This window comes from Aeromicrobium sp. UC242_57 (assembly GCF_044452305.1).
GTDB lineage: Bacteria > Actinomycetota > Actinomycetes > Propionibacteriales > Nocardioidaceae > Aeromicrobium.
In genome coordinates, this window is sequence record NZ_JBIOAM010000003.1 from 509,904 (window position 1) to 527,765 (window position 17,862).

Here is a 17,862-nt window from a genome sequence, read left to right on the forward strand (position 1 = left end):
TCTGGTCTGCCGCCGCCCCAGATCCGTTCGAGGCGTGGGTCGGTCAGATGCAGGAGCAGCGCTAGCCCTGGACCAGCGACGGGTTCAGCCCAGGGCGCCTGCGGCGTAGGCCGCCTGGCCAACGTGTTGGGCGGCGTCGTCGATGATCGACACCAGACGAACGCCTCGCGTCACCGGCGGTTCCCAGTTCCGGTCGATGACCTCGTCGAAATCAGCATCCGTCAGCGCAGACACGTGGTCGACGAGCGCGGTGACCGCCGCGTCGAGGTAGTCGATCAGCAGCTGCTGGTCGTCGACCGCGATCTGGGCGGCCTGCTCGGCGGTGTGGCCGTAGCCGACGGAGTCCCCCGAGCTCTCCGAGGTCGAATCGATCGCGATAGACATCCCACTGCTCTAGCTGACCCGAGAGGTGCGCGAGCTGCACGTCGACCTCGCGGCCGGTGTGCCACAGCAGCCAGGCGACGGAGTTCGGGTGGCCTGCCGGGTGGGCGTTGAGCTCGCTCGGTGCTCAGCTCGGGGAGCCGCTTGGCGGCCTCGATCGGGCGGCGGGCGAATTCAGCGAAGACGTCGGAGTTGTCCATGCGCTCCATTGTGCTCCTGCACGGCGTCGGTACCGTGGGACGCGAGAACGGTGGCCGGTCGCCGTTGCCAGATGATCGACCACGACCGAGGTCAGGAGCGAGGGGTCTTGCGAGGGCTCGTCTTCACCCGTCCTGGCTGGATCCCGAACGTGATCCGCGACGACGACGTCCTCAAGGTCGAGCTGGGTGCCGGGGCCGATGCCCTCCACCAGCCCCGCACATTCAGCTTCCCGATCTCGGAGGCGCACCTCGAGGCGATCCGCGACGATCTGACCCGCCACGTGCTGCTGTGGGCCGCGATCCTGCCGCTGTGCCAGGCAGCCGGAACCCGCGGCCCTCTCGACGAAGATGCGGCCGTGGCGCTGCTCGACCCCATCTTGCTCGCCACGTCTGACGAGGTCGAGTCGTTCGTCCGGGGCATCCCCGGGTACGAGGCGATGCTCGTCGGCTACGGCGCCGACATCCCGATGCTCAAACGTGGTCAGGTCTTCGCCTCGATGCACTCGGCGACCGAGGAGACCAGCTCCGACCGGGTCAAGAAGTACGTCGCAGACCGTGGACGAGCCCTGCGCGGGGTGCACCTGACCCCGCTGGACGCGGCGGTGCTCGAGTACACCGGCCACTACCTGCACGGCGCGAAGATCCCGACCCGTGAGCCCGAAGCAGTCGATCCCGGGCTGCTGCCCGAGGTCATGCAGATCATCGCCACGGCGGAGCAGGCGTGCACGGGGATGGGTTTCACGCTCGTGCCACGAGCAGGCAGATCCGCCTCGACGAGCAAGCGCGAGTGGAAGCAGATCGAGAAGACCGTGCACCGTGCAGTCCACCGCGCCCACCCGAGACTGGCCAACGACGCGGTGCGCTCAGTGACGTTCCTGATGTGTTGTGAAGCGGTTGGGAGAAGCCATGACGAGTAGTACCCACATCGTCCAGTCGAACGGCATGAGCCGCGGCCCGCTCATCGACAGCATCCGACCGTATCCGGAGGCGATCCGGTTCTCGTTGAACCGCATGAACGGGACGTCGTTCTGGGCGTACAGCCTGTGGCGTGCCCCCGACGACGCCGACCTGCTGGCCGACATCCCGCTGTCCGACGAGTACGTGCAGTGCGCGGGCACGGCCGCCGCGATGACCGTCGAGGTGCGCACCGTCGACCCCGATGGGACAGCGCACCAGTTCACGGTCGGCAAGCCCGGAGCAGATCACGCGGCCGGACGTACCGAGATGATCCGGTGGGACGGCGACCGCAGCAGCACGACCGTCCATCTGCACGAGGTGTTCACTGCCGACGAGGCAGCCGACGTCTTCTACTCGTACTTCCTCACGAACGAGGTCTCCGCGCCGTACGTCCTGCGCGAGCTCGACCTCACGATGCCGTCACCGGCCGCCGAGGCGCCAGCCGACCGTGTTCGCGAGCTGACCTTCAGCGATGACGACGAGAACGAGCAGACGTGGCGGCCCAGCAGCCAGGACGGGCAACAGTCTGCCGCGGATGCATTCTGGGAGTTCGTCAGCGAGCACAGCCGTGACGACAACGCGTCGTTCTGCATCGAGGACGACCAGAACTCAGAGGCACTGCTGGTGATGCTCGGGGCGCAGACCATCTGCCGGGCGAGGTCGGAGCCGAGCACCCGCACCGAGTACAGCATCGTCACCAACGACGGCACCTACGGGACGCTCGTGCAGAACTTCGTGCGCGGCGGATTCGCGGCGCTCGACCGGCACGGACCGTGGTGGCCAGACGTCCCGAGCCTGCTGCGCGCACGTCTTCGTCTCGAGCTCGACGAGTCACCGCTGCGACGGACCCATCCACGTGGCTGTGTCGTCGCCTGGAGATCCTGACGTTCGTCGACGGCCGCGAGCCGACCATGATCGAGGGGGTCACGCACTACGGCTTCGCCGATGGCGACGGCGGCTCCGTCAACGCCTGGATGGCAGCCGACGGGCGTGGTCTGCTCGTGACGTTCGACCCTGCGAGCGCGCTGAGGTCGACCGAAGCGGGGCAGCACGCAGATCTGTATGCCGGTGTGCCGACTGACCTGCTGGCCATGGTGCGGGACGTCGCGCAGGCTGATCCCACCCTCAACGTCGCATCACCCGATGGCCGGAGCGGACTCGCTGCGACCGGGGTGTTCCACTTCTCGGGCCCCTGCGCCATGGCGGACGGACTGGTCTCGTCACTGCAGGAGAGCCAGCTGGGCATCGACGACACCGGTGTGAATCGGCTGCTGGAGGCGTTCCTCGAGCTCGACGACTTCACCCCGCAGACGGTGGCTCACGCCGCGGACTGGTGGAGCATCGATGACGTCGAGAGAGGCTTCGCGGCAGCTGCGGCGAGCGGTAAAGCCGACCCGACGTCAGCTGCGCCGCTCGACCGGGAGGCAGTCAGACGGTTCTGCCAGATCTGGGACGACTCCGGTACAACGATCGATGGGACGTCCACTACGTCTTCTTCGACAGCTGGTCGGTCGACCAAGCCGGTGCAGTGCGCGATGGCTGCTGGGGCTGATCCAGGCTCTCGGGCTCCAGCGCGTCGACGCCCCGCGAGGATCCGCCACCGGCGAGGTATGGGTCCGCACCGATCCGCGCATCGACTTCGAGCTCGGCTAGGCGCTGGGCTCGTCACGTTGAGCACCGGGACTGCGCGCAGCCAGACCCAGCGCCACCGCGATACCGCTGAACAGCGCCAGCGTCGGCGGGATCCAGTAGAGCAGGTTCTCGATCTCGTCCGAGCGGATGACCATGCAGATCAGCGCGATCGCAGAGAACAGCGCCGTGCCCGCTGCGGTGCCAATCGCGCGGCGTGCGAGGCGACCACCGTCGTGCCGACCCAGCGACCACTGCTCGGCCATGTTGACGACGGCGAGGCTGTAACAGACCGCGACGACGCGGATCCCCGACTGTGCGTCGAAGATGAACTCGCCTTGCTGGTCGGTGCTGACACCGATCCTGAACGTGTCTGCGCGTGAGTAGGTGAACGGTGAGATCCACAACCAGCCAATGGCTGTCGCGATCCACGCGACGACCATCAGCACGCCGGTCAGACCCATCGTGCGGTAGGCCTCGAACAGGCTCGGCCGCGGTCGCGCCGCCTCCGCCTCGACCTGTGCGGTGCGCCTGGCCCGCCGAGCGGTCATCTGCTCGCGCAGGCACTGGTGCATGTAGTCAAACGCCTCGGAGTCGCTGGCGAACGAACGTCTGGTCGTCTCGATCGGAGCGGCCGTCTCGTCGGTCGCAAAGACCGTCCAGGCCCCGTCGAGCGGTGTGAACACCACGGCGTTGGCCTTCACCTCGTCGCCCTCGTCGAGGAAGAGGGCATTGCCGTACCCGGCTGCTGCGATGCCGCTCGACTTCAGCTGCTTGCGGTCCACCGTCACCCTCCGATGTCGTGGCGCATGACGACCGCCATTGTGAGCCGGTCGTCGTCGAAGTCGAACTGCACGAACCCTGGGTCGACCTGGTAGCACGCGTAGCCGCTCGTGGCTCGTCTCGGCGCGCCCAGCACCCGGACGACGTCGTCGGTCGAAGCGTCGGCGCCGACCCCGTCGACGAGCGTCGACCAGCCGCCGTAGACGCCCTGCTCGACGGACTCCACGGCGTAGATGAAGACGGTGTCGAGCACGCCGTCCTTCAGCAAGAAGTCGACGCCCCGCCCCGGCATGATGAGGTACTTGGACTCGCCCTGCTCATCGTGGAACGTCTCTGTCTCGGGCTCGCCGCCGACGAAGGCGAGAGCTTGCTCCAGTCGCGGATCGCCCTCTCGGGCGCCGAGCGCCTGCAGGAAGGTCGACACGTCGCCGTGGATCATTTCGGGGACACTCCTCGGGCGGGGTGGGTGGGAAAGCGGGACTGCAGCTGACGACAGGGGCCTGCATCAGCTGCGTTGCTGCGCGATCCAGGTGTGGTTGACGATCGCAGTAGTGACAGCCTCACGGTATTGCGTTCCGCCAGGCTGCCGGTACAGGTTCCTCGGGTAGTACGGCGATTCCTCCTGATAGGGGGCGCTGTCGTGGATGCGGCGGGCGAGGGCCGACAGGTAGTTGTGTCCCCGCGCCCGGTAGGCCTTCACCTCGGAGTCGTCGAGGCGGATCAGCGCGGAGTCGTCGATGATGGCGCTGTAGCTGTACCTGGCCTGAAGGTAGAGGATGCCCTGCTGCTCGACGAGGAACCAGGCGGCAGGTTCGTGGTCGACGTACTGCATCGCATCCACATCTTCCGCGATCCTGGCGGGGGTGCCCCACTGCTCGACGGGTGGGATCGCTTCGAGTGGCCGTCGCATCGCATCGTTCATGACGTAGTAGCCAAAGGTCGCGGGGGAGTCACGGAACAGCGTGAAGCAGATGATCCGACGACACGTCGTGCACGTCAGCTGGCTTTCGACCCGGTTCATGAGCCCTGACTCGTGGAGCGGCTTGAGGTCGGCGAGCCTGACCCAGTGGGCGTCCTCCTTGAGCAGGTCGTCCGCGAGCGTGGCGGAGAGTGAGGCGACTGTGCGGTCGACGTCGACGGCGCCGTCTGGGCTGGTTATGCGGACGAGCAGGTCGCTGCAGGTGGGACAGTCGTCGTCCGCTGGGCTGCAGGCCAGGCCTGGCTGCTCCACCGTGACGGTAAGGCGGACGAGGTTTCCGGCCTCTTTCCAGCCGCGGTCGTCCTTGAAGGTGGCTCGCACGTATCCGCCGTCGAGCAAGAAGTACGGTGTGCCGATCCCCGCGAACTGGGGTGGACGTCCGAAGATCTTCGTCAGGTCGTCGAGCGTGGCGGCGTTGTCGACTCCCGTGATCCACTCCGACGCGTCGACGCACTGCGGTGCAGCCGACGTCGGCGTGAGGTGCAGCAGCACGGCCACGACAGCGTCGTCGTGCAGGATGATCTCTGCGCCAGAGGAGAACAGCAACCGACGAGACAACAGGGATGGCTCGCCGATGCGTCGTTCTGTGACGACGACCGGGTCGCCTCCGCACGCGTCGACCAACCGGCGAGTGGCGTCATCGGCTTCGGACAGGCTGAGCGCGTCGAGGATGACAGGCAGTCGAGTCGTCGTCCGCCACAGGTCCACCCGACCATTATCGGTCTATCGATCTCGAACCTGCACTGCGTCACCCAAGCTGCTCGAACAACGACACGATGATGCCTTCCGGACCGCGGACATAGGCCATGCGCACGCTGCCCTCGTACTCGCCGACGCCTCCGACGAGGCCGTAACCGTCTGCGGTCACTGCGTCGAGGGCTGCCTGCAGGTCGGCGACCTCGAACGACACGTTGCGCAGGCCCAGCTCATTGGCCATCGCCGCAGGTGATCCGGGCACGTGGTCAGGATGGACGAAGCTCGCGAGGCTCTAGCCGAGCTCCCTGGTCGGGCGCCCTCAGCATCACGATCTGACAATGCGCATCGGGGATGCCGCAGACTGTCTCGACGAACTCGCCCTGTACTGAACCGGTGCCCTCCACCTCCAGGCCCAGGCCGACGAAGAACGCAGTCGCGGCATCCAGGTCTGCGACGGTGATGCCGACGTGGTCGAAACGCTGTACGTGAGACACAGTCTTTCCTTCGTTGAGGGGCGCGTGAGCCGTGATCGGCTCTGTCATCTGACCCTAGTGATGAGTTTGCGCCCCCGCAGCCGTCATATCTACACAAGAGCCACGACGGAAGGATGATGTGATGAGTGCGGACATGCGACTGGAGGAGCCGGGCATGAGCAGTCTGGACAAGGAAGGTCGTGGCGAGATCGACGAGCCGACGTTCTCGGGAATGGTCGAGCGGCACCGTCGAGAGCTGCACGTGCACTGCTACCGGATGCTCGGTTCGTTCGAGGATGCCGAGGACACCGTGCAGGAGACGCTGCTGCGTGCGTGGCGGCGTCGGGAGACGTTCGAGGGTCGGTCGACGTTCCGGGCGTGGCTCTACCGGATCGCCACCAACGCCTGTCTCGACCTGCTGGCCAAGCGCCGTCCCAAGCCGGCCACCGGGGGAGAGGTGCTGTGGTTGCAGCCCTATCCCGATCACCTGCTGGACGAGCTGCCCGCTGACAACGCAGATGGCCCCGAGACGGCGGCAGTCTCCCGGGAGACGATCGAGCTGGCCTACCTGATCGCCGTGCAGCATCTTGCCCCGCGACCACGCGCCGCGCTGATCTTGCGAGACGTGCTGGGCTGGCCGGCCAACGACGTCGCGGAGATGCTCGGCGTCTCGGTCAACTCGGTCAACAGCGCTCTGCAGCGCGCCCGAGCCGGGATGCGCGAGCACCTGCCTGCCGAACGCCAGGACTGGACCGGCGGGAGGAAGATGCGGCGACGCGTGAGCTCGTGCGGCGCTTCACCGACGCGAGCCTCGCCAAGGACGTCGACGGTCTTGCCGCGATGCTGCGCGATGACGTGCGTTGCTCGATGCCACCCACCCCGGGCCTCTGCATCGGTCGCGACACGGTGGTGAGTGACTGGATCGCGGACGGCTTCGAAGAACTCGGACGGATGCGGGCTGTCCCCACGTCGGTGAACCGGCAGCCTGCCATCGGCTTCTACCTCTGGCAGGAGGAGCAGGGCGCCTACCTGCCGCTGACGGTCGACGTCCTGCGCATCAGCGACGGTGTCATCACCGAGATCGTCACCTTCCACGACGACCAGTTCCCGCGGCTGGGTCTGCCGGACCGGCTGTCGTCGCAGGATCAGGCATGACAGGGGGCTGCCCATGTGACCAGCCTGCGCAGCCATGGTCAGACGGCGTCGGCGGGGTTACGTTGGAAGTGAAGCGGCTCGGCACTTCACGACCCCGAGGAGCAGCCATGCTGAACGACAGCACAGTCACCGCGAACGTCCCCGCATCCGACATCGATCGGGCACGAACCTTCTACGCCGACATGCTCGGCCTCACACCGTCCGACGAGAACGCGGGCGGCCTCGTCTACACCACCGCCGGCGGGACGTCCTTCTTCCTGTACCCGACCGAGTACGCCGGTCAAGCCGGTCACACGATCGCCCAGTGGCACGTCAGCAGCGTCGACGACGAGGTGCGAGAGCTGAAGGCCAAGGGGCTCCAGTTCGAGCACTACGACATGCCCGGGGTGACCTGGGACGGAGACGTCGCGCGCATGGAAGGCATGGGCAGCGCCGCCTGGTTCAAGGACAGTGAAGGCAACATCATGTGCCTGGACGACGCCCCGACGGGGTAGCCACCTAGCCTGTTCGTGCCGCGATCGCGCAGCGCTCGGCGAGGACCGCGAACGCGTCCTTCAGCGCAGGCGGGCTGACCTCATGCATGTCGGCGTCGAAGCGGCCGAGGGACGTGGCGAGGCTGACCCACGACCACGAGCCCTGCGTCAGACGGCAGCGGTCGTCGCCGAGCGGCTCGACGACCCCGTCGGGGGAGTACGGCGACACCTCGGCCGCCGGGAGGTCGAGGACGACGGTGCCCTGGCACGGCCACTCGCCGGTGCCGTCGACACTTCCCCGGAACGTGCTGGCGATGAATGCGGCGACGTCTCCGCCCGGAAGCTGTCTCGGCGTGAAGCGGGGTCCGTTCGGTGTGCGAGGAGTGAGCCGGTCGACACGGAACGCGCGCCAGTCGTCGCGATCGAGGTCCCAGGCGACGAGGTACCAGCGTCCGGCCCGGGTGACGAGATGGACCGGCTCTACGCGGCGTGCTGGGCCGCTACCGGTTGGCCGTTCGTCGCGAGATGATGACGCGTAGTCGAATCGCAGCACCTCGCGGGCGTGGATCGTGGCGCTCAGCTCCATCAGGACGCCGCTGTCGACCTGCGCCTCTGTGGAGTCGGCGGATCGTCGCAGAGCCGTGACCGCCAGCGTGTCGATGCGATGTCGCAGCCGGGACGGCAGCACCTGCCTGATCGTGGTGAGCGCCCGGGTGGCACCTTCGTCGATGCCGGCGCCGCTGGTCGTTGCGGTCTGGAGCGCCACGGCGAGGGCGACCGCCTGCTCGTCGTCGAACAGCAAGGGCGGGAGGTCATGGCCAGCCGCCAACCGGTAGCCGCCGTCTGGGCCCTTGAAGGCGGTGATGGTGTAGCCGAGCTTCTCGCAGACGGTCGACGTCGCGCCGCACCGTGCGGGCGCTGATGTCGAGCCGTTCGGCAAGAAGTGCGCCGGGCCAGTCGCATCGCACCTGGAGCAACGACAGCAACGTCAGCAGCCGCTCGGATGTTCTCACCATGATGTCATTCTGGCAGCAGTAGCGGACACAAACTGACCGCTACTGCTGTGAGGGTGAACCTGTTCGCTTCACCCACACAGGAGACTCCATGACCATCAACGTCACCAACCACCTCAACTTCCGCGGCGACGCGCGGGCGGCGCTCGAGCTCTACCAGTCAGTCTTCGGCGGCGACCGTCATCATCACGAACACCGATGCGTACTCGGTCGAAGATCCGTCTGAGGCAGATCAGGTCAAGTGGGGGCGTCGCCGCCGAGAACGGCTTCAGGATCATGGCGTACGACGTGCCCGCGAGCCTGCCATACGACCAAGGCATCAGCTCGGCCTTCGTCTCCGTCCGCGGTGACTCGGCCGACGAGATCGCCGCGTACTGGGCCAAGCTCGTCGTCGGATCGACCATCATCCAGGACATCGCGCCGTCAGCGTTCTGCGCCGCTGTTCGGGATGCTCACGGACCCGTTCGGGGTGGTGTGGGTGCTCGATGTAGCCGTCGAGTACTCGCCGGCCTGATTCTAGGGACGTCTCACAGGCGCGCGGCAGTCAGCGGCTCGACGTCGTGCTGGCGCGGGGCGAACACCTCGGTGGCGCGGTCGCGGATGATCGGCAGCGCTTGGTAGAGGTTCGCGCCGAGCCGGTGCAACGAGTTCATCGAGCGGGACTCCCAGACCGGCAGCTCGCCGTGCGCATCGCGCGCCGAGATGTCCCAGAGCAAGGCATCGCCGTTCTCGCTCCAGCCGAAGACCTGCAAGGAGTCGGCCAGCGTCCAGTCCCCATCTGGTTCGACCATCCAGTCGAACTCCTCGGACTGTCCGTCCGCGTAGGCGGCGCGGAGCTGACCGGTGAGATGGGCTGACCGCCCTTGCCATCCGTCGGCATAGCCGGGCAGGACGGGTGGATAGATCAAGCCAGAGGCCGAACGCGCGGCCCCAACCTGCCGTCCGGATGAATGCCCGGTAGGACGCCGGAAAGCCGCCACCGTCGGCGAGGCGGAAGCTGTCGAGCACAGCCAGGTCGACATGGTCGAGACTGGGAGGTCCGTCGACCGTCAGGGCGCTGAAGTGCTCGTCGAACATGGGACGAGGCTAGCGAGGAACTGCCCCAGGACTCGTCGGCACCCTGCGAGCACGGCCTACCCTTGGCTGATGAGTACAGTGCGCAACGTCGCCCGGATCGTCCTCGGCTCCGCCATGGTCGCGGCGGGGGTGCTGCACCTGACCACGCAGCGCGACGAGTTCCAGGCGCAGGTTCCCGACTGGTTCCCGATCGACGCCGACGTCACAGTGTTGGCGTCGGGGGCAGTCGAGATCGCTCTGGGCGCTGCGTTCGTCGCAGTGCCGCAGCGTCGCAGGCTGATCGGTGGACTGCTCGCGGCGTTCTTCGTGGCGATCTTCCCGGGCAACATCGCCCAGTTCGTCGAGGGCACGGATGCGTTCGGCCTCGACACCGACACCAAGAGGTTCGTCCGGCTCTTCTTCCAGCCAGTGCTGGTCTTGTGGGCGCTGTTCGGCGGAGGCCTGCTGGGACGGCGCGAGAAGAGGCTCGCTGCGCCTCTGTGGATAACTCTGGTGCGCGGAAATCGAGTGTCTGACCCTTCGTGCAGAGTGGTTTGTGTGCCGGAATCGCAGTGATTCCGGTCCCGGATTTCACTCATTGGGGGTGTGCTCGTGTCGGCTGTTCTTGCATCATTGCCTGACCAGTTTCCTGACCCGTTGTCGGGTGGGGTCACGGCGATCGAGAACGCCCTCGACACGATGCCGGTTGGTGGGTGGGCGGGTCTTGAAGCCGGTCTGGTGCGTGAGCTGGCAACCCGGATGATGCGGGCTGAGGCCCGGTTGAAGGCCCACCAGCTGGCTGCGGCCAGGGTGTTGGAGGCTTCTGGTCTGGCGAAGGAGTCTGGTGCGACGTCGACGGCGGCGTTGTTGGCGAGTGCGTTTGGTGGTGACCGGCGTGAGGCCGAGTCGATGGTCCACCGCGGCAAAGCCCTCGAAACCACACCCACCACTGAGGAAGCACTCGCTGACGGTCAGATCGGTGCCAAGCAGGCCGGGATCATCGCCGATGCCGTCAACGACCTACCCGATGATGTGACCCCAGCGCAGAAGCAGGCCTGCGAGAAAGCACTGCTGGACGACGCCCCGAAGTACAACCTGAAGGACCTACGGTCACGGTCGCGTCGGATCACCGACCAGTTCAAACCCGCCCCCGAGGTCGACCAGGACGAAAACACGAACCTCGAAGATGAGGAGAAGAAGGCGTGGCGGCGGTCGGAGTTCTGGATGAACGCCAACGGCGACGGCACCACCTCGGGTGGGTTCAGGTTGCCTGATGCGCAAGCAGAGATGTTGGACGCGGCGATCAAGGCGATCTGCGCCCCCAAACGCGACCACCTCCGCGACCACCCCGGCGCCAAAACAGAACCTGCTGACGCGAAAGCCACTGACGGTGAGAAGACCAGCGACACGGCCGGGCATGCGTTCTATGACCGTGAGCTCGACTGGCGAACCCGGATGGGCGTCGGCTTCGCCGAGCTCTGCTCCCGCCTTCCCGGGCACCTGCTGCCAGGTCGCAGCGGACTCGGAGCGACCCTGATGGTCCGCCTCGACTACGACACCCTGCTACATGGTGTGAAGGCGGCGACGTTGTCGACCGGCACCCGCATCTCAGCCTCCCAAGCACGCCTCATGGCCTGCAACCTGGGTCTGATTCCACAGGTCTTCGGCGGCAAATCGTTGCCACTGGACCACGGGCACGAACAGAGACTGTTCACCAAAGCCCAAAAACAAGCTCTCGCCGCCCGTGACCACGGCTGCACCTTCCCCGGATGCGACCGGCCGCCCGAACAATCAGAAGCGCACCACTATCGAATGCCGTGGTCAAAGGGTTCGACCACGAAGCCTCGATGACGGGGTGCTGATCTGTCCCCACCACCACCGACTCATCCACACCGACAACTGGTCAATCAGGCTCAACGCGGCTACCGACCGCATCGAGTACCGCGCACCAGGCTCAATCATCTGGCAGACCAACCACCGATGGCGACCCTGAACAGGACAAGAGGAATCACAACAACCCGGTGAGTCGGGCCTTCAGCGAGTCCTCGACGGCTGCGGTCACGGCCTGCTGAACCTGCCGTTCCAGATCGGCCTGGTCGTCCAGGTTGGCGAGAAGCGCCCGCAGATCGAGGCCGTCGATCGAACGCTTGAGGACATCATCGGTCTTCAAGGCGCTGTTGATCACCGAATCGGGAAGGGCGCGGATCGCTCGCTTGAGCAGGCCGTTCAGGTCTGCGGAGTCGAGCGCCTCATCGACCAGGTCTGAGGCCTGGGGCAGTGTGCCGTCGGCCTTCATCCGATCGACGGCACCGAGCAGACCCTCGCGCAGCGCGTCGATCTCTGCCTCGGTGCGCGAACCGGACTGGGCGAGCTCCAAGGTCAAGGCTTCACGACTGACTCCTAGGCTGCACGCGGCACCATCGATGCCCAGCAGCACGAGGTTCTCGGTGAGCCCGTCGATCCCGTCAACCTGCGATGTCACAGCTCGTTCGGTGCATGCATCGGCCGGCCGAAGGGGTTCGTACGTCCCGCCGCCGTTGGCGAGCTGCACCCCGAGCACCCCGCACACGAGCACCAGCGAGGCGACAGGAAGCGCAACCCAGCGAGGCATGGCGCTCATGGTGTCCTCCGTCGGCGCGGCCACACCACAGTCAGAAGTGCGAGCACTGCCAAGCCAGCACCGATCAAGAAGGAGTCGCGGAAGGCCCGGGTCGCTGCCCGTTCGAGCTGCCCGTTCAGGTCGGTCTCCAGCTGATCGGCGGCAGCCCGCTCGGCCGGGTCGATGTCGAGCGTCGAGAATGCGCGGTGCAGATTCGGCACCTGCCCGTCCTGTTTCGACAGCTCGCCGCCGAGAGCCTGGGCGACCGCGATCTTGTTCTGCGGTGCCAGCGGTGCATCGAGCACCAGCGATGTGATGGCCTCCTGCGCGGGCACCTCGGCGTCCCTCAGGTCGGCGGTGAACACCGGGGTCAGGATCGCCAGGCCCACCACGACACCCACGTGGCGCGCACCGATCGTCCAGCCCGCGTGATGCGCTCGTGGCAGACGCATCTCCATCGCCTGCGACGTGAGCTGATCAACGGTCAGACCGAGTCCTAGACCGACCAGCGCCTGCGGTGCGATGGTCCACGCCAGATGGGACGAGGGCAAGATCGCCAGGCCGGACAATCCGCCTGCGACGAGGAAGCAGCCGACGGCGATCTCGACTTCTGCCGGAGGGCTGAAGAGACGGGCGATCGGCCGGGCGGCCAACGCCGCCACCGGCACGACCGACACGGTGATGGCGGCGGTCGCGGGGGAGCGACCCCATCCTTCGACCAGGAGCAGCACCAGCAGGAACAGCGCAGCCGTCAGTGCAGCCGACATCAGGGCGAGTGTCAGGTTGGCGCGCACGGCCGGACGGTGTCGATCGGGGTCGAGGGTCGGTCTCGAACGCACGGCCAAGGCGGCAGGTACCGCCAGTGCGGCGAACGGGACCTGCACCACGAAGATCGCCTGCCACGAGATGGCCTGCGTGAGCAGACCGCCCGCCACCGGTCCGGCGGCGGTGCCGATCACACCGGCCGTGACCCAGATCGCGACGCCGCGTCGCTCGCCGCGCTCGGCGACGAGCTGTTCCAGGCAGCCGACCAACGCCAGTGCGCCACCGATCGCCTGGATGCACCTGGCCACGATCAGGATCTCGATCGAGTCGGCCAGGGCGCACCACGCCGAAGCGCCAGCGAACACTGCGATGCCCGTGGCGCTGAAGAGGTGGGGCCGGGCGCGCGAGAAGAGCACAGCAGCCGGTACGGCGGCGACGCCCAGCACGAGGTTGTAGGCGATCAGCACCCAGGCGACCTGTCCGACCGACGCATCGAGGTGCTGAAGGATGTCGGGCAGCGCGAGGGTCACGACTGCGGAGTCCGCGAGCACCATCGCCACGGTCACAGCGAGCAGGGGAGCCACGGCACGACGCACGTGTCCCATCCTTGCAGCGCGGAGGCCTGCGCGCGAGCACGGCGCCAGCCAGTCACCGTCTGCGTCGAATCTGTGGCGGCCGACCGGGCGTGACGCTCGGCGTGGCCGATGTCGCCACGGCGGCGAGCAGGTCCTGCCTGAGTCGTGGGTCAGGCGGGCTGAGTCGTCAGCGGATCTGCTGACGGGACGATCTGCCTGCCAGCCAGCTGACGATCATCACGACTCCGGTGACTCCGAGCAGGCCGCCGGCAAGGATGCCGCCCAGAAGTGCACCCAGATTCGGTACGGGTCGGGCGGTCACGCCGTCGTCAGAGGATGCGCAGCTGAAGGTCAACCGCCCGCTCCCAGTGTCGAAGACCAGGTCGAGCGACTCGGGAGTCGGACCAGCTGACGCTCCACCCAGGAGAACGCATGCGAATCTGTTCGCCATCGGGGTCGACTGCGGTGCACCTCAAGAAGTATCCGCTGTTGTCGGCATCGTCGATGTAGATGCCCCACTTCTCGTGGGGAGGCAGCGTCGCCTCCGTACGGCCGCTCTCGCTCGACTCCGGGTGATGAAGCAGCACGCGCGAAAGCCACGCCGGGGACCGCGATGAAGGTGACCGCCAGGGCGATCACCACGAGACCCAGCCAGCCGAGGTGTCGGGACCGGCGCGGTCGTCGAGACGGCAGGAGAGCGGGCTGCGGCAGCGGGTCTACGCCAGTCGTGCCGGCGGAGGCAACGTGCTCGGTCCACTGGGTGCCGTCCCAGAAGCGCAGCTCGCGCCGGCGCGACGGGTCCGGGTACCAGGCAGCAGGGGGCAAGTTCATGCAGCTCAGTCCCGGTCTGTCGACCGTGCGAGGGCTTGCCGGACCAGTCCGCCCAGCAGCAGGTCGAGGCCGGCGGCGAACTGTTCATCGTCGTCGTGTCGGCGGAACTCGTCGGCCATGGAGTGCAGCCAGGAGAACTCGTCGGGATCCGACGCGAGCCACTGACTGACGATCTCGTCGAGCCGTTCGGCCTTGGGCCGGTGCGGGTCGGCATGGAGGTCTTGAGCGGACATCTCGGCGGCGACGCCCGTGACGTAGCCGCTGAGTGCGGTGCTGCCGTTGAACTGCTGCGTGGGCGTCAGGCCGATGCGCGCCAATGGGCGTCCGAGTCGTTCCCAGTAGCGCAGCGAGTTGGGAGTGGCAGCACCTTGGGCGTGCAGCTGGGGCGCGAGCCAGGGGTGGATCTGTGTCTGGTCGAACAGCGCCATCGCAGTGCGTCGTAGATCGCCGATGGCCTCGACGATCACCGGATCATCAGTCTCCAGAGCGGGTCCGTCGGACGTGTGCGTCTCGGCGGCGACCAGCGCTCTGCCGACCAAGGCGTCGCACGCCAGGCTAAGCATCTCGTCCTTGCCGTCGACGTACCAGTAGATGCTGCCGAGCCCGCCGCCCAGCTCGCCGGCCAGTCGGCGCAGCGTGAGGCCTTTGCTGCCTTCGCGGTCGAGGATCTCGATCGCGGTGGACAGGATCTGCTCGAGGGAGTGGGTGGCGCGACGTGGCGTCTTGGACGATTTGGCTGGCACGAGCCACACGATACAGGTCACACGAGCCGGAGGGTTGACAGGATCGAACGATGTTCTATTCTTGAACAGTGTTCGATCGAACGTTGTTCGATATAGCGTTCTCGTTCTCGTTCCAAGGAGGAACCCATGACTTCACCTACTACTTCGGTGCCGCCAGCCTCGCTGCGCGCCGCCGCACCAGCGCTGTTCGCGCTGTGCCTGACGATGCTCGTCGAGATGGTCGACAACTCGATCCTGAACGTCGCCCTGCCGACGATCGGCCGCGACCTGGCGGTCGGTCCGACAGGCCTGCAGTGGATCGTCGGTGCATACTCACTGACCTTCGGCGGTCTGCTGCTGATCGGCGGGACCCTCGGCGACAAGCTCGGCCGACGCCGGATGCTCCTATGGGGGCTGGCCGGCTTCGGAGCAAGCTCGTTGCTGGTCCTCGCCGCCCAGTCGGCCTGGCAAGCTCGTCGCGATCCGTGCACTGTGCGGTGCCTTCGCCGCGCTGATCGCGCCGGGGACCATGTCGCTGGTGTTCCGGTTGTTCGAAGATCCGGCATTGCGCCGCCGTGCGATCGGGCTGATCGTCAGCGTCGCGATGGTCGGCGTCGCGATCGGACCCGCGCTCGGCGGCCTCGCGGTCGAGCACATGCCCTGGCAGGTCCTCATGGTCGCCAATGCCCCCGTCGCAGTCATTGCCTGGTGGGGCGTGCGGCACGGCATCGCCCCCGACGAACGGGCCGACCGCCGCTTCGGTGACGTCGACCTACCTGGTGCGGCTCTGTCGGTGACCACGATCGCCTGTGGACTGTTCACGTTCACCTTGGCCGTGCAAGAAGGCTGGTTCGCCTGGCAGACGCTCGGCACCGCCGCAGTGGCAGTCATCGCCGGAGCGGCCTTCGTGCGTCGCGAGCGCACGGCGATCGATCCGATGCTCGACCTGACGATGTTCGCTCGGCCCACCGTGCGCGGCAGCGCCCTCCTGCAGACGTCGGTCATGGTCGCGATGGTCGGCGTCAGCTTCGCCAGCACCCAGCTGTTCCAGTACGCGTGGGGGTGGAGCCCGATGATGGCGGGCCTCGGCACCCTGCCGCTCGTCGCCGGGATGTTCCTGGCCTCGCCGCTGACCGATGTCCTGATGGACAGGTTCGGGCACCGCCGCACAGCGCTGACCGGCTGCGGCGCCCTGATCGCGTCGTTGTTGATCCTGATCGTCTCGATGTCGAGCTATCCAGGCTTCGCGGTCGGACTGCTCGTCCTGGCGGTGGGCATGCGGCTGGTCATGACGACCTGCGCGGTCGCGCTGATCGAGGCACTGCCCAAGGACCACACCTCGCTCGGTTCTGCGCTCAACGACACCGCCCAAGAGCTCGGCAACTCTGTCGGCGTGGCCGTCATCGGCACGGTCACCGCGACCGTGATGGGTGCTAGCCTGCCCACCGGCCGGTGGACCGAAGCCGTCACGAACGAGTTCTTGCACAGCCAGCGCATCGGCTTCGCGATCCTGGCCGGACTCGTCGCCGTGATCACGATCATCGGCGGTCGCACGCTGACCAGCTCGACGACGACCGAGGAGCAGCCAGACCTGGTGGGCTGACGCCGCGGCGGGGGAGCAGGGGTGATCCGGCAAGATGGTTCCGTGAGCGATCAGACCGTCATCATCCATACCGACGGCGGCTGTCGTCCCAACCCCGGCCCCGGCGGCTGGGGGGGCCGTGCTCCGCATGGGCGACCACGTGCGCGAGATGTTCGGTGGTGAGCCCGAGGAGACGACCAACAACCGCATGGAGCTGACGGCGCCCATCATGGCCCTGGAGGCGCTCACCCGCCGGGTCACGGTGCACATCCACACCGACAGCACCTACGTCCGGGGCGGTATCACGCAGTGGATGGCCGGCTGGGAGAAGAACGGTTGGAAGACCTCAGCGAAGCAGCCGGTCAAGAACGTCGACCTGTGGAAGCGGCTCAAGGCGGCCTGCGACGGCCACGACGTCGAGTGGTTCTGGGTCAAGGGGCACGCAGGAGTTCCTGACAACGAGCTTGCGGACCAGCTGGCCACCAAGGGCTTGACCGAGGCCTCGGGTAGTCGCTGACGCACCGCACGACCTGTCATGCTGACGCGGTGAGCACCGAGAGACGACCCGGCCCGATCCGGCGGTGGGCCCGCGCGCGGCCCAGCGACATCGTGGACGTCTTCGTCTATGTCGTGGTGCTCAACCTCGCCGTCGAGTACGTCCCGCAGGTCATCAGCGAGGGATTCACGCTGTCGCTGCTGACCGCGGTGCTCCTGAAGATCGCGCTCGAGGTCGTCCTGGCGCTCAAGGACCGGCTCAGCCCGGCTGCGGGCCGCCTCGAACGCGCGGGGCAAGGCAGGTGTCGCGCTGTTGATCTGGGTGGTCGCTGCGGGCAGCAAGTTCGTGGTGCTCGAGCTCGTCAATCTGCTGTTCGGTGACTCGGTCAGCCTGGGTGGATTCTGGTCCGTCACCGCACTGATCTTGACCCTGTTGCTGGCGCGTGCCGGCGTCCGGAGGCTGCTCGTCTGAGGCCGTCGGCTCTTGACGAGGGCCAT

25 protein-coding genes and 3 pseudogenes are annotated in these 17,862 nt (G+C 67.0%); 15 read left to right on the forward strand and 13 right to left on the reverse strand.

What is annotated here, in order from left to right; genetic code table 11:
* Window positions 1–84: 84 nt before the first annotated feature.
* A complete protein-coding gene (locus ACHMWU_RS12950) occupies window positions 85–384 on the reverse strand; it encodes a hypothetical protein (RefSeq protein ID WP_396044233.1) in 300 nt (99 codons plus the stop codon).
* A gap of 268 nt (window positions 385–652) precedes the next feature.
* On the opposite strand from ACHMWU_RS12950, the gene ACHMWU_RS12955 reads away from it, so the two are divergent.
* The 3 genes from ACHMWU_RS12955 (at window position 653) to ACHMWU_RS12965 (ending at window position 3,191) form a co-directional block, all read left to right on the forward strand.
* Window positions 653–1,498, forward strand: coding sequence for a DUF6357 family protein (locus ACHMWU_RS12955; protein WP_396044234.1), 846 nt, complete (start codon window positions 653–655; stop codon window positions 1,496–1,498).
* The gene (locus tag ACHMWU_RS12960) at window positions 1,488–2,423 is read left to right on the forward strand and encodes a DUF6357 family protein (RefSeq protein ID WP_396044236.1); all 936 of its coding nucleotides are present in this window, start codon (window positions 1,488–1,490) and stop codon (window positions 2,421–2,423) included. The genes ACHMWU_RS12955 and ACHMWU_RS12960 overlap by 11 nt, the downstream gene beginning before the upstream one ends.
* A gap of 588 nt (window positions 2,424–3,011) precedes the next feature.
* The gene (locus ACHMWU_RS12965) at window positions 3,012–3,191 is read left to right on the forward strand and encodes a hypothetical protein (RefSeq protein WP_396044239.1); all 180 of its coding nucleotides are present in this window, start codon (window positions 3,012–3,014) and stop codon (window positions 3,189–3,191) included.
* Here the strand turns inward: ACHMWU_RS12965 and ACHMWU_RS12970 are convergent.
* The 4 genes from ACHMWU_RS12970 to ACHMWU_RS12985 all read right to left on the reverse strand — a co-directional run bounded on the left by ACHMWU_RS12970 (window position 3,188) and on the right by ACHMWU_RS12985 (window position 5,866).
* On the reverse strand, window positions 3,188–3,952 hold the full coding sequence (locus ACHMWU_RS12970; RefSeq protein ID WP_396044241.1) for a hypothetical protein: 765 nt from the start codon (window positions 3,950–3,952) through the stop codon (window positions 3,188–3,190). The two genes, ACHMWU_RS12965 and ACHMWU_RS12970, sit on opposite strands and share 4 nt — an antisense overlap.
* Window positions 3,953–3,954: 2 nt before the next feature.
* The gene (locus ACHMWU_RS12975) at window positions 3,955–4,389 is read right to left on the reverse strand and encodes a hypothetical protein (RefSeq protein ID WP_396044243.1); all 435 of its coding nucleotides are present in this window, start codon (window positions 4,387–4,389) and stop codon (window positions 3,955–3,957) included.
* Between the two features lie 66 nt (window positions 4,390–4,455).
* Window positions 4,456–5,637 (reverse strand): hypothetical protein, encoded by a 1,182-nt coding sequence (locus ACHMWU_RS12980; protein ID WP_396044245.1) that lies wholly within the window; start codon window positions 5,635–5,637, stop codon window positions 4,456–4,458.
* Window positions 5,638–5,677: 40 nt separating this feature from the next.
* Window positions 5,678–5,866 carry a hypothetical protein gene (locus ACHMWU_RS12985; protein ID WP_396044247.1) on the reverse strand — a complete coding sequence of 63 codons (189 nt, stop codon included), beginning with the start codon at window positions 5,864–5,866 and terminating at the stop codon, window positions 5,678–5,680.
* Window positions 5,867–6,273: 407 nt separating this feature from the next.
* Here ACHMWU_RS12985 and ACHMWU_RS12990 point away from each other — a divergent pair, with 407 nt between their 5' ends.
* The 3 genes from ACHMWU_RS12990 to ACHMWU_RS13000 all read left to right on the forward strand — a co-directional run bounded on the left by ACHMWU_RS12990 (window position 6,274) and on the right by ACHMWU_RS13000 (window position 7,747).
* On the forward strand, window positions 6,274–7,011 hold the full coding sequence (locus tag ACHMWU_RS12990) for an RNA polymerase subunit sigma-70 (protein WP_396044249.1): 738 nt from the start codon (window positions 6,274–6,276) through the stop codon (window positions 7,009–7,011).
* Window positions 7,008–7,253, forward strand: a complete 246-nt coding sequence (locus ACHMWU_RS12995; protein ID WP_396044251.1) for a hypothetical protein — start codon at window positions 7,008–7,010, stop codon at window positions 7,251–7,253. The genes ACHMWU_RS12990 and ACHMWU_RS12995 overlap by 4 nt, the downstream gene beginning before the upstream one ends.
* 107 nt (window positions 7,254–7,360) lie before the next feature.
* Window positions 7,361–7,747 carry a VOC family protein gene (locus ACHMWU_RS13000; RefSeq protein ID WP_396044253.1) on the forward strand — a complete coding sequence of 129 codons (387 nt, stop codon included), beginning with the start codon at window positions 7,361–7,363 and terminating at the stop codon, window positions 7,745–7,747.
* 4 nt (window positions 7,748–7,751) lie between these two features.
* On the opposite strand, the gene ACHMWU_RS13005 is transcribed toward ACHMWU_RS13000, so the two are convergent.
* Together ACHMWU_RS13005 and ACHMWU_RS13010 are read right to left on the reverse strand one after the other, a co-directional pair.
* On the reverse strand, window positions 7,752–8,312 hold the full coding sequence (locus tag ACHMWU_RS13005; protein WP_396046728.1) for a helix-turn-helix transcriptional regulator: 561 nt from the start codon (window positions 8,310–8,312) through the stop codon (window positions 7,752–7,754).
* A 226-nt stretch (window positions 8,313–8,538) separates the two neighbouring features.
* Complete coding sequence (locus ACHMWU_RS13010; protein WP_396044255.1) at window positions 8,539–8,742, reverse strand: HTH domain-containing protein; 204 nt, start codon at window positions 8,740–8,742, stop codon at window positions 8,539–8,541.
* A gap of 88 nt (window positions 8,743–8,830) precedes the next feature.
* Here ACHMWU_RS13010 and ACHMWU_RS13015 point away from each other — a divergent pair, with 88 nt between their 5' ends.
* A complete protein-coding gene (locus ACHMWU_RS13015) occupies window positions 8,831–8,965 on the forward strand; it encodes a hypothetical protein (protein WP_396044257.1) in 135 nt (44 codons plus the stop codon).
* Between the two features lie 301 nt (window positions 8,966–9,266).
* On the opposite strand, the gene ACHMWU_RS13020 is transcribed toward ACHMWU_RS13015, so the two are convergent.
* Window positions 9,267–9,647, reverse strand: coding sequence for a hypothetical protein (locus ACHMWU_RS13020; RefSeq protein ID WP_396044259.1), 381 nt, complete (start codon window positions 9,645–9,647; stop codon window positions 9,267–9,269).
* 238 nt (window positions 9,648–9,885) lie between these two features.
* Between ACHMWU_RS13020 and ACHMWU_RS13025 the strand changes: the two are divergent.
* The 3 genes and pseudogenes from ACHMWU_RS13025 to ACHMWU_RS13035 all read left to right on the forward strand — a co-directional run.
* Window positions 9,886–10,251, forward strand: a pseudogene (locus ACHMWU_RS13025) (hypothetical protein); the annotation flags it as partial.
* Window positions 10,252–10,407: 156 nt separating this feature from the next.
* The gene (locus tag ACHMWU_RS13030; RefSeq protein WP_396044261.1) at window positions 10,408–11,646 is read left to right on the forward strand and encodes a DUF222 domain-containing protein; all 1,239 of its coding nucleotides are present in this window, start codon (window positions 10,408–10,410) and stop codon (window positions 11,644–11,646) included.
* A gap of 4 nt (window positions 11,647–11,650) precedes the next feature.
* Window positions 11,651–11,788, forward strand: a complete 138-nt coding sequence (locus ACHMWU_RS13035; protein ID WP_396044263.1) for a hypothetical protein — start codon at window positions 11,651–11,653, stop codon at window positions 11,786–11,788.
* Between the two features lie 15 nt (window positions 11,789–11,803).
* On the opposite strand, the gene ACHMWU_RS13040 is transcribed toward ACHMWU_RS13035, so the two are convergent.
* The 5 genes from ACHMWU_RS13040 to ACHMWU_RS13060 all read right to left on the reverse strand — a co-directional run bounded on the left by ACHMWU_RS13040 (window position 11,804) and on the right by ACHMWU_RS13060 (window position 15,308).
* A complete protein-coding gene (locus tag ACHMWU_RS13040) occupies window positions 11,804–12,415 on the reverse strand; it encodes a hypothetical protein (RefSeq protein WP_396044265.1) in 612 nt (203 codons plus the stop codon).
* The gene (locus ACHMWU_RS13045; protein WP_396044267.1) at window positions 12,412–13,755 is read right to left on the reverse strand and encodes an MFS transporter; all 1,344 of its coding nucleotides are present in this window, start codon (window positions 13,753–13,755) and stop codon (window positions 12,412–12,414) included. The genes ACHMWU_RS13040 and ACHMWU_RS13045 overlap by 4 nt, the downstream gene beginning before the upstream one ends.
* Window positions 13,756–13,921: 166 nt before the next feature.
* On the reverse strand, window positions 13,922–14,056 hold the full coding sequence (locus ACHMWU_RS13050) for a hypothetical protein (protein WP_396044270.1): 135 nt from the start codon (window positions 14,054–14,056) through the stop codon (window positions 13,922–13,924).
* Between the two features lie 29 nt (window positions 14,057–14,085).
* On the reverse strand, window positions 14,086–14,565 hold the full coding sequence (locus tag ACHMWU_RS13055) for a DUF2510 domain-containing protein (protein WP_396044273.1): 480 nt from the start codon (window positions 14,563–14,565) through the stop codon (window positions 14,086–14,088).
* A 5-nt stretch (window positions 14,566–14,570) separates the two neighbouring features.
* The gene (locus ACHMWU_RS13060; protein WP_396044276.1) at window positions 14,571–15,308 is read right to left on the reverse strand and encodes a TetR/AcrR family transcriptional regulator; all 738 of its coding nucleotides are present in this window, start codon (window positions 15,306–15,308) and stop codon (window positions 14,571–14,573) included.
* Window positions 15,309–15,524: 216 nt separating this feature from the next.
* Between ACHMWU_RS13060 and ACHMWU_RS13065 the strand changes: the two are divergent.
* From ACHMWU_RS13065 to ACHMWU_RS13085, 5 genes and pseudogenes are all read left to right on the forward strand, one after another.
* Window positions 15,525–15,695 (forward strand): annotated as a pseudogene (locus tag ACHMWU_RS13065) (MFS transporter); the annotation flags it as partial.
* Window positions 15,696–15,816: 121 nt separating this feature from the next.
* Window positions 15,817–16,890 carry an MFS transporter gene (locus ACHMWU_RS13070; RefSeq protein ID WP_396044278.1) on the forward strand — a complete coding sequence of 358 codons (1,074 nt, stop codon included), beginning with the start codon at window positions 15,817–15,819 and terminating at the stop codon, window positions 16,888–16,890.
* Window positions 16,891–16,932: 42 nt separating this feature from the next.
* Window positions 16,933–17,386, forward strand: a pseudogene (rnhA, locus tag ACHMWU_RS13075) (ribonuclease HI).
* A 29-nt stretch (window positions 17,387–17,415) separates the two neighbouring features.
* On the forward strand, window positions 17,416–17,745 hold the full coding sequence (locus ACHMWU_RS13080; protein WP_396044280.1) for a hypothetical protein: 330 nt from the start codon (window positions 17,416–17,418) through the stop codon (window positions 17,743–17,745).
* Window positions 17,714–17,836, forward strand: a complete 123-nt coding sequence (locus tag ACHMWU_RS13085) for a hypothetical protein (protein WP_396044282.1) — start codon at window positions 17,714–17,716, stop codon at window positions 17,834–17,836. The genes ACHMWU_RS13080 and ACHMWU_RS13085 overlap by 32 nt, the downstream gene beginning before the upstream one ends.
* Window positions 17,837–17,862: the final 26 nt, after the last annotated feature.

What these genes read in the sequence shown, in the direction of transcription:
- ACHMWU_RS12950 (WP_396044233.1), bottom strand. Translation starts at nt 384, where the DNA reads ATGTCTATCGCGATCGATTCGACCTCGGAGAGCTCGGGGGACTCCGTC.
- ACHMWU_RS12955 (WP_396044234.1), top strand. Translation starts at nt 653, where the DNA reads ATGATCGACCACGACCGAGGTCAGGAGCGAGGGGTCTTGCGAGGGCTC.
- ACHMWU_RS12960 (WP_396044236.1), top strand. Translation starts at nt 1,488, where the DNA reads ATGACGAGTAGTACCCACATCGTCCAGTCGAACGGCATGAGCCGCGGC.
- ACHMWU_RS12965 (WP_396044239.1), top strand. Translation starts at nt 3,012, where the DNA reads ATGGGACGTCCACTACGTCTTCTTCGACAGCTGGTCGGTCGACCAAGC.
- ACHMWU_RS12975 (WP_396044243.1), bottom strand. Translation starts at nt 4,389, where the DNA reads ATGATCCACGGCGACGTGTCGACCTTCCTGCAGGCGCTCGGCGCCCGA.
- ACHMWU_RS12985 (WP_396044247.1), bottom strand. Translation starts at nt 5,866, where the DNA reads ATGGCCAATGAGCTGGGCCTGCGCAACGTGTCGTTCGAGGTCGCCGAC.
- ACHMWU_RS12990 (WP_396044249.1), top strand. Translation starts at nt 6,274, where the DNA reads ATGAGCAGTCTGGACAAGGAAGGTCGTGGCGAGATCGACGAGCCGACG.
- ACHMWU_RS13000 (WP_396044253.1), top strand. Translation starts at nt 7,361, where the DNA reads ATGCTGAACGACAGCACAGTCACCGCGAACGTCCCCGCATCCGACATC.
- ACHMWU_RS13005 (WP_396046728.1), bottom strand. Translation starts at nt 8,312, where the DNA reads ATGGAGCTGAGCGCCACGATCCACGCCCGCGAGGTGCTGCGATTCGAC.
- ACHMWU_RS13010 (WP_396044255.1), bottom strand. Translation starts at nt 8,742, where the DNA reads ATGGTGAGAACATCCGAGCGGCTGCTGACGTTGCTGTCGTTGCTCCAG.
- ACHMWU_RS13015 (WP_396044257.1), top strand. Translation starts at nt 8,831, where the DNA reads ATGACCATCAACGTCACCAACCACCTCAACTTCCGCGGCGACGCGCGG.
- ACHMWU_RS13040 (WP_396044265.1), bottom strand. Translation starts at nt 12,415, where the DNA reads ATGAGCGCCATGCCTCGCTGGGTTGCGCTTCCTGTCGCCTCGCTGGTG.
- ACHMWU_RS13055 (WP_396044273.1), bottom strand. Translation starts at nt 14,565, where the DNA reads ATGAACTTGCCCCCTGCTGCCTGGTACCCGGACCCGTCGCGCCGGCGC.
- ACHMWU_RS13070 (WP_396044278.1), top strand. Translation starts at nt 15,817, where the DNA reads ATGTCGCTGGTGTTCCGGTTGTTCGAAGATCCGGCATTGCGCCGCCGT.